Origin of the sequence: Maricaulis sp., from assembly GCF_034670125.1 — a bacterium.
In the GTDB taxonomy this organism is placed as follows: Bacteria; Pseudomonadota; Alphaproteobacteria; order Caulobacterales; family Maricaulaceae; genus Maricaulis.
In genome coordinates this window covers 59,971-75,827 of sequence record NZ_JAXMOC010000009.1, presented here as the reverse complement: position 1 = coordinate 75,827, position 15,857 = coordinate 59,971, and the positions used below count along the sequence as shown (strand labels likewise).

General features: G+C 62.8%; 16 protein-coding genes. 9 read left to right on the top strand and 7 right to left on the bottom strand.

From position 1 onward, the window contains the following. The first annotated feature begins 4 nt into the window (after positions 1–4). Positions 5–862 (top strand): N-carbamoylputrescine amidase, encoded by an 858-nt coding sequence (gene aguB, locus VOI18_RS13895; protein WP_323763017.1) that lies wholly within the window; start codon positions 5–7, stop codon positions 860–862. Here aguB and VOI18_RS13890 read toward each other — a convergent pair. Then, positions 838–1,053, bottom strand: a complete 216-nt coding sequence (locus VOI18_RS13890) for a hypothetical protein (protein ID WP_323763016.1) — start codon at positions 1,051–1,053, stop codon at positions 838–840. The genes aguB and VOI18_RS13890 overlap by 25 nt on opposite strands. Before the next feature lie 191 nt (positions 1,054–1,244). Between VOI18_RS13890 and VOI18_RS13885 the strand changes: the two genes are divergently transcribed. Continuing rightward, positions 1,245–1,835, top strand: a complete 591-nt coding sequence (locus VOI18_RS13885) for a hypothetical protein (protein WP_323763015.1) — start codon at positions 1,245–1,247, stop codon at positions 1,833–1,835. Positions 1,836–1,862: 27 nt separating this feature from the next. Here VOI18_RS13885 and VOI18_RS13880 read toward each other — a convergent pair whose 3' ends face one another. Then, positions 1,863–2,507 carry a MarC family protein gene (locus tag VOI18_RS13880; protein ID WP_323763014.1) on the bottom strand — a complete coding sequence of 215 codons (645 nt, stop codon included), beginning with the start codon at positions 2,505–2,507 and terminating at the stop codon, positions 1,863–1,865. A gap of 173 nt (positions 2,508–2,680) precedes the next feature. On the opposite strand from VOI18_RS13880, the gene VOI18_RS13875 reads away from it, so the two are divergent. Beyond that, positions 2,681–4,297, top strand: coding sequence for a peptide ABC transporter substrate-binding protein (locus VOI18_RS13875; protein WP_323763013.1), 1,617 nt, complete (start codon positions 2,681–2,683; stop codon positions 4,295–4,297). 84 nt (positions 4,298–4,381) lie between these two features. Next, on the top strand, positions 4,382–4,762 hold the full coding sequence (locus VOI18_RS13870; protein WP_323763012.1) for a hypothetical protein: 381 nt from the start codon (positions 4,382–4,384) through the stop codon (positions 4,760–4,762). An 86-nt stretch (positions 4,763–4,848) separates the two neighbouring features. On the opposite strand, the gene VOI18_RS13865 is transcribed toward VOI18_RS13870, so the two are convergent. Together VOI18_RS13865 and VOI18_RS13860 are read right to left on the bottom strand one after the other, a co-directional pair. Next, positions 4,849–5,322, bottom strand: coding sequence for a hypothetical protein (locus VOI18_RS13865; protein WP_323763011.1), 474 nt, complete (start codon positions 5,320–5,322; stop codon positions 4,849–4,851). A gap of 697 nt (positions 5,323–6,019) precedes the next feature. Continuing rightward, positions 6,020–6,355, bottom strand: a complete 336-nt coding sequence (locus tag VOI18_RS13860; protein ID WP_323763010.1) for a GIY-YIG nuclease family protein — start codon at positions 6,353–6,355, stop codon at positions 6,020–6,022. Between the two features lie 885 nt (positions 6,356–7,240). On the opposite strand from VOI18_RS13860, the gene VOI18_RS13855 reads away from it, so the two are divergent. Further along, a complete protein-coding gene (locus tag VOI18_RS13855; protein WP_323763009.1) occupies positions 7,241–7,558 on the top strand; it encodes a helix-turn-helix transcriptional regulator in 318 nt (105 codons plus the stop codon). A 1-nt stretch (position 7,559) separates the two neighbouring features. Beyond that, positions 7,560–8,450, top strand: coding sequence for a reverse transcriptase family protein (locus VOI18_RS13850; protein ID WP_323763008.1), 891 nt, complete (start codon positions 7,560–7,562; stop codon positions 8,448–8,450). Positions 8,451–8,509: 59 nt separating this feature from the next. On the opposite strand, the gene VOI18_RS13845 is transcribed toward VOI18_RS13850, so the two are convergent. The 3 genes from VOI18_RS13845 to VOI18_RS13835 form a co-directional block, all read right to left on the bottom strand. Beyond that, positions 8,510–9,556 (bottom strand): 1,9-bis(guanidino)-5-aza-nonane synthase, encoded by a 1,047-nt coding sequence (locus VOI18_RS13845; RefSeq protein WP_323763007.1) that lies wholly within the window; start codon positions 9,554–9,556, stop codon positions 8,510–8,512. A gap of 10 nt (positions 9,557–9,566) precedes the next feature. Beyond that, positions 9,567–10,820, bottom strand: coding sequence for a type III PLP-dependent enzyme (locus tag VOI18_RS13840; protein ID WP_323763006.1), 1,254 nt, complete (start codon positions 10,818–10,820; stop codon positions 9,567–9,569). A gap of 179 nt (positions 10,821–10,999) precedes the next feature. Continuing rightward, the gene (locus VOI18_RS13835; RefSeq protein WP_323763005.1) at positions 11,000–11,482 is read right to left on the bottom strand and encodes an A24 family peptidase; all 483 of its coding nucleotides are present in this window, start codon (positions 11,480–11,482) and stop codon (positions 11,000–11,002) included. A 67-nt stretch (positions 11,483–11,549) separates the two neighbouring features. On the opposite strand from VOI18_RS13835, the gene phnC reads away from it, so the two are divergent. From phnC to VOI18_RS13820, 3 genes are all read left to right on the top strand, one after another. After that, positions 11,550–12,344, top strand: a complete 795-nt coding sequence (gene phnC / locus VOI18_RS13830; RefSeq protein WP_323763004.1) for a phosphonate ABC transporter ATP-binding protein — start codon at positions 11,550–11,552, stop codon at positions 12,342–12,344. Continuing rightward, a complete protein-coding gene (gene phnE / locus VOI18_RS13825; protein ID WP_323763003.1) occupies positions 12,344–14,383 on the top strand; it encodes a phosphonate ABC transporter, permease protein PhnE in 2,040 nt (679 codons plus the stop codon). The genes phnC and phnE overlap by 1 nt, the downstream gene beginning before the upstream one ends. Before the next feature lie 245 nt (positions 14,384–14,628). Further along, positions 14,629–15,840 carry an OprO/OprP family phosphate-selective porin gene (locus VOI18_RS13820; protein ID WP_323763002.1) on the top strand — a complete coding sequence of 404 codons (1,212 nt, stop codon included), beginning with the start codon at positions 14,629–14,631 and terminating at the stop codon, positions 15,838–15,840. Positions 15,841–15,857: the final 17 nt, after the last annotated feature.

Here is a 15,857-nt window from a genome sequence, read left to right as displayed (position 1 = left end):
CGCGATGGCACGCACACTCAAGGTCGCCGGCCTGCAGGCCGCTTTCGGGTCTGACATGACCGCCAATATCGCCACCGTGAGCACACTGGTGCGCGAAGCTGCGAGCCAGGGTGCGCAGGTCATCCTGCCGCCGGAACTCTTCCAGGGGCCGTATTTCTGCAAGGTCCAGGACGAATCCTTCTTTGCGACGGCCTATCCGGCGTTGGAGCATCCGTGCGTCACCGCGCTGCAGCCGCTGGCGGCCGAGCTGGGCGTGGTCATTCCGGTCTCGATCTATGAGCGCGAGGGGCCGCACTACTACAATTCTCTGGTCATGCTGGACGCCGACGGTTCGGCCCTCGGGGTCTACCGCAAGAGCCATATCCCCGACGGGCCGGGCTATATGGAGAAGTTCTATTTCCGGCCCGGCAACACCGGCTTCAAGGTCTGGGACACGAGATTTGGCAGGATTGGCGTTGGTATCTGCTGGGACCAGTGGTTCCCGGAAGCGGCGCGCGCAATGACGATGCTGGGCGCCGAGGTGCTGCTCTATCCGACAGCGATCGGATCGGAACCGCATGATGACAGCCTCGACACGGCGGCGCGCTGGCAAAGGGCAATGCAGGGTCATGCGGTGTCAAACGTGATTCCGGTGATTGCCGCGAACCGGATCGGCGATGAGGGGGGGCAGGTATTTTATGGCTCGTCCTTCGCAGCCAGCCATACCGGCGAGAAGGTCAGCGAGTTGGGCCGGTCGGAAGCCGGCCTTGTGATCGGTGAGTTCGATCTGGACTACCTGCAGCGCCATCGCGCCGCCTGGGGCTTTTTCCGGGATCGGCGGCCCGATCTTTACGAGCCCTATTTCACGCCGCGTTCGTCCTGATTGTCGCGGGCCTTGCGGCCCCGGCGCCCGGTCGGGGCCAGCATCACCACCACAAAGGCAACGGCAATGGCCGGCCAGCCAAAGGCGATGGCCTGGTCAGTCTGTCCCTGGGTCAGGCTGAAAGCGGAGGCGGTCAATCCGCCGGCGGTCACGGTCGCTGCGCTGAGCAGCATGGAAAGGCTGTAGCCCATGCATTCCTCCAACACCCCCGCGTGGTCGTTATGATCGACCCCTCTATGGCCTGAGCATGGCAGAAATGGGCTAATACTTGGTTTCCGAATGTCCGGATCGGAAACCGGGGGACGGAAGGTGTTCCAATCCCGTGTCCCCACAAGTACTTTATGTTGTAAAGTTCTTGTGCATTCGAACAAGGAGAACCGATATGCCGAACCATGAGACATCCCCATCGCAAAACCGCGGCGACAGGGTGCGCCAGTGCCTGACCCCGCTGGCCGCCGCCTTGGCAGCCACGGTCATGACCGCTGCTCCGGCCCTGGCCCAGGACGCCGGTGACAGCGAGCGACCGGCTCAGGCCCTCGCGGCCATGATCGGCACCTGGGAAGGGTCGGGATGGTCCATGACCCCCAGCCGGGAGCGTGAAACCTTCGACGTGTTCGAGCGGGTCGAGTCCGTTGCCGGAGGCCATCTGGTCCTGGTCCGGGGCCGTGGCTACGCGCCGTCGGGTGCTGGCGAGGATGGCCGGCTGGTCCACGATGCCGGTGGCATTGTCCGCCTGCGCGAGGACGGAGGCTACGAAATGTTCGCCGCGACCGCGATGAATGGCGCTGATGCCTTCGCCTTGGATATCACCGATGCCGGATATACGTGGGAGATCCCGCTCGGGCCGCATGGCCGGGTGGTCTATGAGGCGGTCTTCACCGCCGACAGCTGGACCGAGACCGGCCGGTATTGCGACCCGACCGGTCAGTGCTTTCCCACCCTGTCGATGACGCTGACACGCGTCGCCGACTAGGGCCCGCCTGTCCCGTCCCGGCCTGGATCAGTGGGTATTCACCAGCGCGCCAAGGATGCCGTCGATGATGAACTGGGCGGCGAGGGCGGCGAGGATGACGCCGAGGATGCGGGTGATCATGGCGGCCATGGAGTCGCCGATGACCCGCATTACCGGTCCGATTGCGAGGAAGGTGATGAGGCAGATCAACAGGATCACGCCCGCTGCCGCCAGCACGACACCGCGCTCGGCCCAGCCACCGGCATCGGACATGTAAAGCATGACCGTGGCAATCGCACCGGGACCGGCCAGCATCGGGATCGCCATCGGGAAGACCGAGATGTCGTCCCAGGTCTCCGGATGGGCATCATGCTCGTCCATGATCGACTCGGCCCGTTCCTCGCGGCGTTCGGTGCGCTTCTCGAAGATCATTTCCAGCGCCATCAGGAACAGCAACACGCCACCGGCGATCCGGAAGGCGTCGAGGCTGATATGCATCGCGTTGAGCAACCAACCCCCGCCCAGGGCAAAGCCCAGCAGGACGCCGGTCGCGATCACGACAGACTTGATGGCCATGTTGCGGCGGTGCGAGTTCGGCGCGCCATTGGTCAGCGACGCAAAGATCGGCGCGACGCCGGGCGGGTCGATGGCCACGAAAAACGTGACAAGGGCAGAGGTGAAGATCTCGAGCATGGCGGTATTCCTGTTTCAGGGGCCCGCATAACCGGGACCGAGACGAAGGTCACGGAAAAACTGACGCATGGATAAGCAGGTGAGGCATGCAAAAAGGCAGATCGGACCGGTCGGCCCGAAATGGGTTGCCGCTACCGGAGCAAGAGGCCAAGCTTCCTCAAACGGGGGACGACATGACTTCATCCAATCCCGCCCGGCCAACCGCCGGGCTTTTGTTTCTACTCGCTGTCGTGACGGCCCTGGCAGCCTGTGGTGCGCCGGCTGACGAGGGCGTTTCGATCCATCGGGGCAACCGGTTGGAGCCGGGCTCGCTGGATCCCGCCACGGCGCTGATCATGGATGAACGCACCCTTGTCGCCGACCTGTTCGCGGGCCTGTATGAGCCGACCGCAGCCGGGACGCCGAAACTGGGCCTGGCCGAGCGGGCGGACACGTCCGAAGACGGACGGGTCTGGACCTTCACCCTGCGCGAGGCCAGCTGGTCTGACGGTGTCGCCCTGACCGCCGATGATGTGGTCTTCGGCCTTCAACGCACCCTCGACCCGGCGACCGGAAACCAGTATGCCGCGCCGCTCTTCCCGATCGTCAATGCGTCGCAGATCTATGCCGGCGAGCTGCCGGTCAGCGCCCTCGGCGCCCGGGCGATCGATGATCGCACGGTCGAGATCACGGTGGCCTATCCGACCCCCTATCTGCCCTCGATCCTGATGTATTGGGGCCAGCCGCAACCGCGCCATGTGATTGCCGAACACGGGGCCGCCTGGGTCCGACCGCAGCATATGGTCACCAGCGGTGCCTTCACCCTGGCCGCGTGGCGGACCGGAAATTTCATCCACCTGACCGCCAATCCACGCTTCTACGAGGCCGACCAGGTTTGCGCCGACGATGTCTATTTCTACCCGACCGTCGATACTGCTTCGGCCGAGCGACGGGTGCGGGGCGGCGAACTCGATCTGAATATCGAATTCAACGCAGCCAATACCGAATTCCTGCTCGAGACGGCCCCCGAACTGGTGCGGACCGTGCCGGGCGTGTCGACGCGCTCGCTCGATTTCAACACCGCCAGCCCGCCTTTCGACAATCTCGATGTCCGCCGGGCGCTGGCCATGGCGATCGACCGCCGCTTCATCGCCAATGACATTCTGGGCGGTGACGACATCCCCGCCTTCCGCCAGGTGCCCGCCGGCATTCCCGGGCGGGCTGACGCGGTGCGGCTGGACTATGCCGACCGGCCCATCGAAGAGCGCCGCGCCGAGGCGCGGGCCTTGCTCGAGGCGGCCGGCTTCGGGCCCGACAATCCGCTGCGTTTCACGCTGTATTATCAACCCGCCGCCGGTTGGCCCCGTGTGGCACCGGTCATCCAGCAGGACTGGCGCCTGATCGCGCCCTGGGTCGAAGCCGAGGTCGCGGTGCGTGACAGCCAGATCCACTATGCCGCGATGCGGGTGGGCGATTTCCAGATCGCAACCACGGCCTGGATCCCCGACTTTCTCGATCCCTATGGCATCCTGTTGCAATGGGAGACGCGGGCCGGCGAGATCAACAATACAGGCTGGACCGATCCCGCCTATGACGCCCTGACCGAGGCCGCCCTGCATACGGTCGACCCTCAGCGCCGCATGGCCTTGTTCGGCGAGGCGGAACAGATGTTCCTCGACGCCCATGCCAACAGCCCGGTCTTCTTCGAGGCCAATCGCATGCTGGTCTCGCCGCGCATCACCGGCTGGGTGACCAATCCGCCCGGCATCAATCAAAGTCGCTGGCTGTGTGTGGTGGATGCGACGGAGTAGGCCCGCGGCGCTCGAAGACTGGCCATGCAAGGGCGAGGTTGCCAGTCAGGCTCCGGGTCCCGGCAAACAAGGAGGGGCGACCCTGTGACATACGTTCGGATCGGACTTTTGGTGATTGTGGGCGCCTTGAGCCTGGCGGCGGGGGCGGCCAAGCTCATGCAGGTGGATCAGGAAGTTTCCTTCTTCCTGGCGGCCGGGCTGCAGCCGGTTTGGCTCTTGCCGCTGGGCGCGCTGCAGGTCATCGGCCCCGCGCTGACGCTGCTGGGCCGTACCCGCCGGATCGGCGCCGGCCTGACCGGACTTGGCTTTCTGGTCTCGACCCTGGTTATCCTGGCGAACGGAAATCCGGGCTTCGCGGCGATCTCGCTGATCCCGGTCGCGATCGCCTTCTTCCTGTTCGCAACCCGTCCGCCGGGGAGTGAACCCGCACGCGACGCTCGCGCCGAACCCCCCGCTTCGCCGTGAACACAGCGGACCTCAGCGACGCCGCCACCGTGGGGTGACGGTGGATTGGGATTGAAATGATGCGCCAACCGGCGCGCACCGCACCCTCAATCCCTTGCCGCAGCCTCTGGCTTGCGGCCACCCTCCACCAGCTCCCAACTCTCCGGCCAGCGCGGCTCGGGATCGGGATCGCCAGCCTCACGCGCCCGTCGGATGCGTTCGGCATCCTCGCGGATCTGCAGATCGAGCTCGACCTCCTCGACCGACATTCCGGCCGCCTTGTACCAGGCGACCTCAGCATCACGCTCGGCAATTTCGTTTTCCGCCGCCAGCCGCAATTGCTCACGCGCCAGCGCGACATTGGCGCGCGCTTGGGCGATGAAATCCCTGGCCAGGCCGAGCAGCTTCAGCGCCGCCACGTCATCACCGGAATTGAGCGCCACCGCCGCCGCGCCCAGGCATCGGCGCCCGGTCGTCGCACCGTCACGGAGGCCCGGGTCGGGCGCCTCCCCGGCCGGTCGGAGGCGCGAATGCGCCAAGCCGGAATTCCGACGGTGTTGGCAGGGGAGGCGACGTGACATGGCAGGTCCTTTCATAGATGGAACAGGTGGATGACAAGCCCCACCGCGCCATGGCGTGAAGGCCTGGCGGTTTGGGCAGTAGAGGGGTGCGAGGTGCCGTTCCGGAGCCTTGCTATGTGAGTGTGTATGGGTGGCGCCGGGGGCACCTCGCACACGGAGATTTACTCGGTCCCCTTGCGGGTCCCGTCTCGAAACCGGCTGGAAGAAGCGGTCGAGCTTTGTGCCGCCGTCCAACCGATGGCCACGCCGGGTCAGGTGATGGTCAACGCCACCCAACCGGACGAGCTCCGTCCTCCCCACGCCCCCGGATAACCAGTCCGGGCCTCAGGTGACGTGGGAACGGGGTGAGTATGCGGTGGGGTCAAAGGGGTGGGGACAAGTTTTCTGAAAAAACGCCCTTTCCCTCTCCCTCGGGAGAGGGTGGCCGAAGGCCGGGTGAGGGGTAAATCCCGGTGAGAGCAGGCGTTTTCCCCCTCATCCGCGCTACGCGCACCTTCTCCCCGGGGAGAAGGAAAAGGGGTCACAGCGGGGATAAGTCGGGCTCAGCGCGGTCTCGGCTCGGGACGAAGGACACGCGCAGCGTTCCGGCCCCGAGCGCCCACTCCTCAACCCCAGAACCCCAACCCCCCGTCATCCCCCGGATGCCCGCTGCGCGGTCACCGGGGGATGACGGTGGGATTGGGGCGAGCATCACGTTTCAGCGCCCCAGATCGAGCTTCGGGTTTGGCGGTACGGCCCACAGCTCGTCCCACAAGTCCAACCAGTGCGGGTTGCGAGCCTCGATCAGATTGACCTTCCACTGGCGCGACCATTTCTTGATCCGTTTCTCGCGGTGAATGGCCTCGACAATCACGCCATGCGGCTCCCACCAGACTAGGCTGGTGCACCGGTATCGTCGCGTGAATTTCGAGGCAGTCCCGTCCTTGTGTTGCTGGATACGCCAAAGAAGGTGGGCCGTGACACCGGTATAAATCACCCCGTCAAAACGGTTCGCCATCATGTAGACGGCAATAGTGCCTTCGCGATCTTTCATGCTATTTATAATTGCATACTGGGCAGGCACTCTCAAATCACCGTCATCCCACGGTCGCGGCAAGGCCGCGATCCGGGGGACCTCAGCCAGCCTGTCGACGGGGAAGCACAGGTCCCCCGGATGCCCGCCTCGCGGTCACCGTGGGATGACGGTCGGGTGGGATTGAAATGATGCGCCCCCGGGCGCGCACCACACCCTCAATCCCTTGCAGAGAATGCGCCGTAGCCGGTTCTCAAGGTCAAGGGCGCCGAAGATGCCGCGCCGCGGTTCCACCCTTGAGCTGGAATAGCGGATGCGGCTGGATGGCTGGCATGAGAAGAGCGCTGCCGGGAGTTCCAACCCCAACGCTCAAAATAAAATCACTGAAAGTGAACTTAGTTCTTGCGGTTTGCTATTCGGCCGACTATCTTCCAACTGTTCAGGGCGCAACGCGTTCGGAAGTAGAAGTCTTTAGATGTGGGGGCGTGTAAGCCCCGAGGGGAACTTCGGTTCTCTATCACTTCCCTCCCAGAAGGGCGCCCAGGTCACCGTGGCGCTCCTCGCGGGAAGAGCGAAGCAGACACGACCAAAGACGGGTCGTGTCTGTGTATGATGGTGAAGCTAGTCGTGATCCGTCTCCGAGTTGGTGAAGACCCTTTGGCAATTCCGTCAAAGGCAACTCGGAGTAAATTGACATGGTCGATTTGGAAACTGAACGACGACAGCGGCGACTGAGGCAGAACAAGCGAGCTTGGCCGACTTGGCTTCGCTCAAAGAGCTTGATCCGCTGGGCCTTCATTTTGGGGCCACACGTTTACCGCCTCTGGCGGTTTATGCGGAACCTTATTGGTGCCGCGGACGGGTAAGTCGCTAACCTGATTACACCCTATGTAATTGGAGAAAATAATGATTTCGGAAGCGTTGAGACTGTTGCGGGTTTTCCACGACTTGAAACAATATGAGCTGTCTGAGAAGCTTGGCATTTCAAAATCCCATGTTTCGGAGATTGAAAATGGCAATCGAACTCCATCTCTGGACGTCATTCAGCGCTATGCAGAAGTGTTCCGCGTCCCAGTTTCATCGATTATGTTCTTCGCAGAGAGCATTGAGAGTCCTTCGTCGACGGTATCAAAATCTGATCCGGGCAAGTCGGCAATTTCAGATAAAATTTTAGGGTTCCTGAGGTGGCTGGAAACTAGAACAGAGGTAGAGGACCTCGCGTAGGATGACCGGTCATCCTCTCGATCAGTCGTGTCTTTTCAAGCTCCGCAGTCGTAGCAAGCTAGCAAGCTTGCTTCCTGCTTCCGTAAAAGCCCTTGAGGAACTTGGTCGTTCCACTGATCGATATTCTAGCTGGGACGAGCAGAAGAAAAATGGTGGAACGCGACGAATTGATGCTCCCCACGACAATCTGAAATCCGTTCAGAGGCGGATTGCCGCCCTTCTTCAACGCATTGAAAAGCCGGATTTCCTAATGGCGCCCGTTCGAGGGCGGTCATATGTAAACAATGCGGCACGACATGTCGGTGCTGTCGCATTTCGGTTGCTTGATATCGAAGATTTTTTCCCGTCGTGCACAAGCCAGCGCGTGTATTGGTTCTTTCATAAGCGAATGAAATGTTCGCCAGATGTCGCGGCGCTCCTCACTAAATTGGTCACCTTCAAGGGATATTTACCTCAAGGAAGTCCGTGCAGCCCGGTCATGGCCTACTTCGCGTATGAAGATATGTGGGCGGAAATCGATCAAATAGTAACAGGATCAGGTGCTACTCTCAGTATCTACGCCGATGATATTACAATTTCAGGCAGGGTGGTGCGCGAAAAGACAATTTGGTCGGTCAAGTCGTGCCTGTTTCGATTCGGATTCAGATACAGCAAAGCCAAAGAGCGTAGTCTGATCGATACTACAGCTGACGTGACTGGGGTCATTGTTAGTGGCGAGACTTTGCTTTTACCGAATCGTCAGCACGAGAAGTTGGCGGCGCTCAAGCGAGGACTTGATAAGGCTCGTCACCCTAGTGAACGGCAATCCCTCCAACGAAGGTTGCGAGGCCGGATTGCTCAGGCAGATCAGATAACACGACACTTCGTTGATCGAGCCCCCGACGACCGTTGAGCAATAAAAAAAGCCCCGGCGTCCCCGCCAGGGCTTTTCATTGACGCAGAACCAAGCGCTTAGTCCTGGAACATATCCCCATACCGGTGACGCGGGCGCTTTTCCCAGTCGCGGCGGTGGTAGACGTCGGAGGCGATGACCGGGGCCACCGTCGAGGCTTCCGCGAACACCATCTGTTCCAGGGCGACATCGACCTTGCCCCAGGAGCAGGCTTCTTTCAGCGTTGAGGAGGAGCAGGCGCCGTCTCTCACGTCGGCGACGGTGATCTGGACGGCGTAGGCGTGCATGGGGACTTCGACGCCGAGGATTTCGGCGCAGACGACGGTGTCCTGGGCGAAGTTCTTGGGCACGCCGCCACCGACCATGAACAGGCCCGTCTTGCCGGCCTTGATCTTGATGTCGGTGAGTTCGCGGAAATCGGCGACGCTGTCGATCGACAGGTAGGGCTGATTGGCCTTCATCCGCTCGACCTGGTGCTTGACCAGACCGAAACCGGCGGAACAGTCCGAGAAGGCCGGGCAGAAGATCGGCACGCCCTGCTCATAGCATTCCTGGACGAGCGAGCCTTCCTTCTTGGCATTGCCGTCGGCCAGCCATTTGCCCATCGCCTTGATATAGGAGCGCGAGGAGCGCGGGCCGGGTTCCAGCAGATCGGCGATTTCCAGCGTGGCGGCGTCGCAGGCCTGCAGCTCTTCCTCGTCGATATAGGTGTCGTAGATGCGGTCGATATAGAGATCGCGCAGCTCGCGGTCGTCGGGGATCTCGCGGGCCTGGTAGTGCTTGAAGCCGAGCGCTTCAAAGAAGTCCATGTCGACGATCGAGGCGCCGGTCGAGACGATGGCGTCGACCATGTTGTTGCGCACCATGTCACGCCAGACATGCATGCAACCGCCGGCCGACGTGGAGCCGGCCAGGGTCAGGATGACCGAGCAATCCGGATCGGCGACCGCTTGCTCCAGGATGCGCGCAGCCCGTGCCGCATCGCGCGAGGTGAAGGACATCTTCTCCCAGGCGTCAATCATGGAACGGCCGTCAAACGCGGTGATGTCGATGTGTTCGACCGGGTTGGACAGCAACTCGGCCTTGCGGTTGGATTTGTCGCTCATGTCAGTTTCCTCAAGCGCGCCGTTTCAGGCGCGGGCGGCGCCGGCGGGCGCGGGCAAAATTGATGACCTTGGCATCGTCGTCCTCGGCCAGGTCGGATTGGGCCTCGAACATAGACGGCCACGGCATATCCTCAACCGCGACCCGTTCGATCGCACCAAAGCCGTTGAAATCCGTGGCCAGCGCGGTGCCATAGGCGCCCAGCATGCCGATCTCGATGACGTCACCCTCGCGGATGTCGGCCGGCAGTTCGAACGGGCCGGGAATGGCATCCAGGCTGTCGCAGGTCGGCCCGAAGAAGCGGAAGGACGCGGTCTGCTCGCCGCTGTCGTCATCGGACGGGCTGACACGTGGGCGGTGCAGGCGGACCGGGAAGGGCCATTTGGCGTGCGCCGCATCAAACAGGCGACCATAGGCGCCGTCATTGAGATAGAGCGCGTCACCCTTGCGCAATTCGACACGAGTCAGAACCGACTCGGCTTCGGCCACCAGGGCACGACCGGGTTCGCACCACAGATCGGCATTCTCCAGCACCATCATCTCTTCGAAGGCGTCTTCGATGGCGGTGATGTAGTCGTCCATCGGCGGCGGCTGCATGCCGGGATAGATGGACGGGAAACCGCCTCCGACATCGACAATGTCAACGGTGACACCCGCCTGGGCAATCAGGCGCGAGGCCTCCATCATCGCCGAACGATAGGCGGACGGCTGCATGCACTGGCTGCCGACATGGAAGCTCACGCCCAGCTCAAAGGCATGGGCGCGCGCCGTGCGGATCAGCTCGGCAGCCTCATAGGCGGGCACGCCGAACTTGCCGGCCAGCGAGAACATCGCGCCGTCATTGGAGACCGCCAGCCGCACGATCAGCGTGACGTCGTCCGCGTGGTTGGTCTCTTCCAGGATCTTGGCCAGCTCGGCCTCGCAATCGAGCGCAAAGATGCGCACGCCGAACTCGTAATAGGCACGGCGGATTGACTCGCGGCTCTTGACCGGATGCAGGTAGGCCATGCGGCTGCCCGGGCAGTGTGTCGCGACCAGCTGGATTTCCGGGATGGAGGCGACGTCGAAAAACCGCGTTCCGGCCTTGTGCAGCGCCTGGAGAATCCAGGGCGCCGGGTTGGCTTTGACGGCGTAGAGGACTTCGCCCGGGAAATTGTCCTGGAACCAGCGTCCTGCTTCGGCAACACGGTCAGGACGTACACAGACGACCGGACTTTCTACGTGCCGCGAACGGACCAGGTCCAGGGGAGTATGGTACGTGTGCAATTCACGTGACCCCCTGCTCGTTGTTAACCCAATCCGGCATCGTCACCTCCGCCGGGAAAATCGCGATTAAAGTCAATTTCCGGGTGTGTAAAGCGGGAAATTTGTGAGGCCTGATTTTTTGCTCCGGCATGGACTGTCGCGCGACGTCATGCCGGTGTGGCCGGTGCCGGTCGGCGCGGTCAGATTCCGGGATAAAGCCCCGGCCCGTAGGCGCGGTGCAGCCAACCAAGCATAAAGCCCAGTGCCAGCCAGGGGCCGTACGGCCAGGGCTGGCTGCCATCGGGCATGCTGCGCCTGACCAGGGCCAGCAGGCCGATGAAGGCGAGCGCGCTGGCGGTGCCGATCAGCACGATCAGGGGCAGCAGCCAGCCACCGCACCAGGCGCCGGCGGCGGCCATCAGCTTGGCGTCGCCGCGCCCCAGCCCGTCACGGCCGCGCAGCTGGCGATAGCCGATCTCGATCGCCACGAAACTGCCATAGCCCAGCCCGGCCCCGATCAGCGATGTCCAGGGGGTCCCCAGCCAGACCGCATTCAGGATGACACCGGCGAGGATGAGGGGCAGGGTGCCAATGTCCGGCAGGCGCAAGCTGCGCGCATCAATCCAGGCGAGCCAGGCCAGGCTGAGGGCAAGGACGGCTGTTGCGAGGTGAATGTGAATCATTCCCGTCCTGTCACAAAAGTGTAATACGCATGGGCCACAAGGTCTGGACTCAATGAGGGACGACACCATGACAGACGCCGCGCTGGCGCTCCAAGCCGAAAATCTCCGGATGACATTCGGCGAAACCAAGGCGCTCGACGATGTCAGCCTGGGCGTCAAGCCGGGCGAGATGGTCGCCCTGATCGGTCCGTCCGGTTCGGGCAAGTCGACGCTGTTGCGTGTCGCGGCAGCCCTGCAGGTCGCGGACGCGGACAGCGGACCCGTGTCCGTTCTCGGCAAGACCATGCAGCAACGCGGCAAGCTGTCGGGTGGCGTCCAGCGCAACCGGGTCCAGCTCGGTTTCATCTTCCAGCAATTCAATCTGGTCGGCCGCCTGTCCCTGTTCCAGAATGTGCTGGTCGGTGCGCTGGGCCGGCTGCCGACCTGGCGCGGCGTGCTGGGTATCTTCCCCAACGATGTGAAACAGTCCGCCATGGACGCGCTGACCCGTGTCGGTGTCGAGAGTTTCGCGGCCCGCCGCGCCTCCAACCTGTCCGGTGGCCAGCAGCAGCGCGGCGCCATCGCCCGCGCGCTGGTCCAGGGCGCGAAAGTCCTGTTTGCCGACGAACCCATCGCCTCGCTCGACCCGGTCTCGGCCCGCAAGGTCATGGAGACCCTGCGTGAGCTGAACCAGGATGACGGCCTGACCGTCGTTGTGACCCTGCACCAGGTTGATTACGCCTCGCGTTTCTGCGACCGCATCGTCGCCCTGAACAAGGGCCGGATCGTCTATGACGGGCCGGCGGACGGACTGTCCCGTGACAAGCTGATTGAAATCTACGGCCCCGAATTCGAGACCGCCTTCGAAGGTGGAGACGCGTGATGAGCACGATTGTGACCCAACCTTTCCGCCTCCTGGCCAAAGCCCTTCTGGTGCTGGTTGTCCTGTCGCTGGCCGCCTGTTCCGGCAGTGCCAATGAACCCCGCTCGGCGAGCGGGGGCGACGCTGCAGCCAGCCCGATCGACGGCCCGCGCCGGGTGCTCAACTTCGGCATCATCGCCACCGAATCCTCTTCCACCCAGGAGACCAATTGGCGGCCCTTCATCGAAGCGATGTCGGAATGGACCGGCTATGACATCGAACCCTATTATGCCTCGGACTATGCCGGCGTGATCCAGGCCATGCGCTATGACAGCGTCCAGTTCGCCTGGTTCTCCAATTTCTCCGGCCTGCAGGCCGTACGCCGCGCCGGAGGCGAAGTGTTCGCCAAGGCGACCTATCCGGATGGCTCCGAGGGTTATCACTCGGTGCTTCTGGTCCCCAATGAAAGCCCGATCCAGTCGCTGGACGATATCCTCGCCTGCGACGGCACGCTCGATTTCGGCATGGGCGATCCCAACTCAACGTCGGGATATCTGGTCCCGTCGGCCTTCATCTTCGCGCCGCGCGGGATTGACCCCAACGAGTGCTACAACTCGGTCCGCAACGCCAATCACGAGGCCAATGCGGTGGCGGTCGCCAACGGGTTGATCGATGTCGGCACCAACAACACCACAAACATGGTTCTGCTCGAGCGGTCGCGTCCGGAGATGTTCAACCGGCTGCGCGAGATCTGGCGCTCACCGATGATCGGCACCGACCCGATCATCTGGCGGGCCGACCTCGATGTCGAAGCCAAGCAGCGGCTGCAGTATTTCTTCATGAATTACGGCCGCATGGGTACAGCCGAGGAAATCGCCGAGGCGCGGGCCATTCTCGACCCGCTCTATTTCGGTACCTTCCTGCCGGCCTCGAACGCGCATCTGGACCCCATCGTCCAGCTGGAAATCGTTCGCGACCTGACCAATCTGCGCAATGACAGCGATCTGACCGACGAGGAGCGCGCGACGCGCATCGCCGCGCTCGAGGCGCGACTGGCGGAAGTCGAGGCTGGCAATTCCGGGCTCACCAGTCAGGGCAATTCCTTTGAGCAGATGGCGGAAGCCGCCAGCAATCAGACCGCGACCGAGGAGCCGGGTGTCGACTGGTTGATGGGGGGCATCCTGATGGTCGTCGCGGTTGGCGGCCTGGTGCTGTTGCTCTGGGCTTCATCGCCGCGGGGCCCGGGGCCGAAGGTTCCGCTGATGGAGCGCATCGCCAATGCGGTGATTGCTGCAGGAACGATTGTCATCCTGGTCTGGAGCTTCAACTCCGCCGACATGGATCGCGCCTACCTGCTGGTCGAGAATGCCGGCGACATGGGCGAGTTCATTGGCGGCTTCCTGCCGGGGGACATTGCCGACAGCGCTTCGCGCGCGACCTATTGGGAAGCCCTGTCGAGCGGGCTGGAAGAGGCCATTCCGCAAATGGTCGTGACAGTCCAGATCGCCATCTGGGGGACGTTCATCGCGGTGGTCTCGGCCATTCCGTTCGGCCTCATGAGTGCGCGCAACGTGGCGCCGGGCTGGGTTGTCCAACCGGTCAGGCGGATGATGGATGTCTGCCGCTCGATCAACGAGCTGATCATCGCGCTGGTCTTTATTGCTGCTGTGGGACTGGGGCCGCTGGCCGGTGTGATGGCGCTTGCCTTCCATACCACCGGTGTGCTGGCCAAACTGTTCTCCGAGGCGGTCGAGTCGATTGATCACGGTCCGGTCGAGGGCGTGCGGGCGACCGGCGCGCGGCCGATCCATGAAGTGATCTGGGCGGTGATTCCCCAGGTCGCGCCGCTGTGGACCTCCTTCGGCCTCTACCGCTTCGAGTCGAACGCGCGCTCGGCGACGGTCCTCGGCCTGATCGGCGCCGGCGGTATCGGACAGATCCTGTTCGAGGCTGTCCGTGCCTTCGACTACCAGCGAACCGCCGCCATCGTGATCGTCATCGTCGTGGCGGTCAGCGCGATCGACATGATGTCACAATTGCTGCGCAAGCGTCTGACCTGATCAGTCGGGAGTAATCGAGAAAGGCCCGGAGCGCTGGCGTTCCGGGCCTTTTTTGTGCCGACCCAAAACTGCAACAAACGTGTCATTCGTCCGTAGCAAAACTGTCATCGAGTCGAACTACGAGTTCTCGCGAACCATCAAACGCGAAACCGTAGCAAAAGTCCCAAGCAACCGACGCCGCTGCAAAGCCTTGTGCCTGCAACACCGCGAAACAATGCGGCGTCCTGATGATCAGGAATAACATCGTGACCCGACGTCTTCTTGCGAGCACCTTCTTGGCTGCCAGCACTGCCCTTATCGCTACCGCCACAGCCACGCCCACAGCCTCCGCCCAGGAGGCGGGTGGTTGGGAATTTGACGGCGTGCCGTCCTGGTCCAATCCGCATAGTGGTGACAGTTTCACCTTCCGGGGCCGGGTCTTCCTCGATTATGGCGACATCACCTTCGACACCGCCGGTGTCGAAACCGACTACTCCGACAGCGAAATCCGCACCGCCCGGCTGGGCGTCACGGGGTCGTTTGGTGGCGTTGATTATGTGGCCGAGTTCGACTGGATCAATGAAGCCATTGGCGCCAACGACGTCTACCTGACCTTCGACGCCGACCTGTTCGACGTGAAGGTCGGTCACATGAAGACCACCAATTCGATCGAGGAGCTGACTTCGTCGCGCTATATCACCTTTATGGAACGCGGCCTGGGTACCGACCTGTTCGGCCTGGATCGCCGCGTCGGTGTAACTCTGGCGCGCGGTGGCGACAATTACTCGCTCAGTGCCGGTGTTTATGGCGGCCGCCCGGGCGACCTGTCCCAGTCGCTGGAACTCGATGATAGCTCGGCCATCTCGGCCCGCGCGACCCGGACCTTCAACACCAATGATGCCACTGTGCATCTTGGAGCATCGGTCCGCCACATGGATTATGGCGATGCCGGTACCCGCATCCGCGTCCGCCCGCAAACCCACATCACAGACCGCGTCGTAACGGCGGACTTCCGTCCGGGCCGGCCGCTTGGCGAGGCCGAAACGTCCTTCTTCTGGGGCCTGGAATTCGCCGCCGTGAATGGTCCATTCCACGTCGAGGCCGAGTGGTTCAACCAGACCCTGGACGGCCCGACCGGTGACCCGGATTTCAGCGCTCAATACATCAATTTCGCCTGGTTCATTACCGGCGAAACGCGCTCCTACTCGGCCAGCTCCGGCAAGTTCGGCCGCACCCGTCCGACCACCACCGTTTCCGAAGGCGGTGCCGGTGCCTGGGAAGTGGCGGTGCGCTACGACCGTGCCGACCTCGACAGTGTGGCGGCGGGCGAACTCACGAACTGGACCCTGGGCGTGAACTGGTATCTGGAAGACCATGTTCGCATCATGGCCAATCTCGTTGACGGCCAGCTGTCTGTTCCGGGCGCAGCCGACACCGACGTGTCGGGCGCACAGCTTCGACTGCAGTGGGACTTCTGATCAACCCGGGTGCGGCT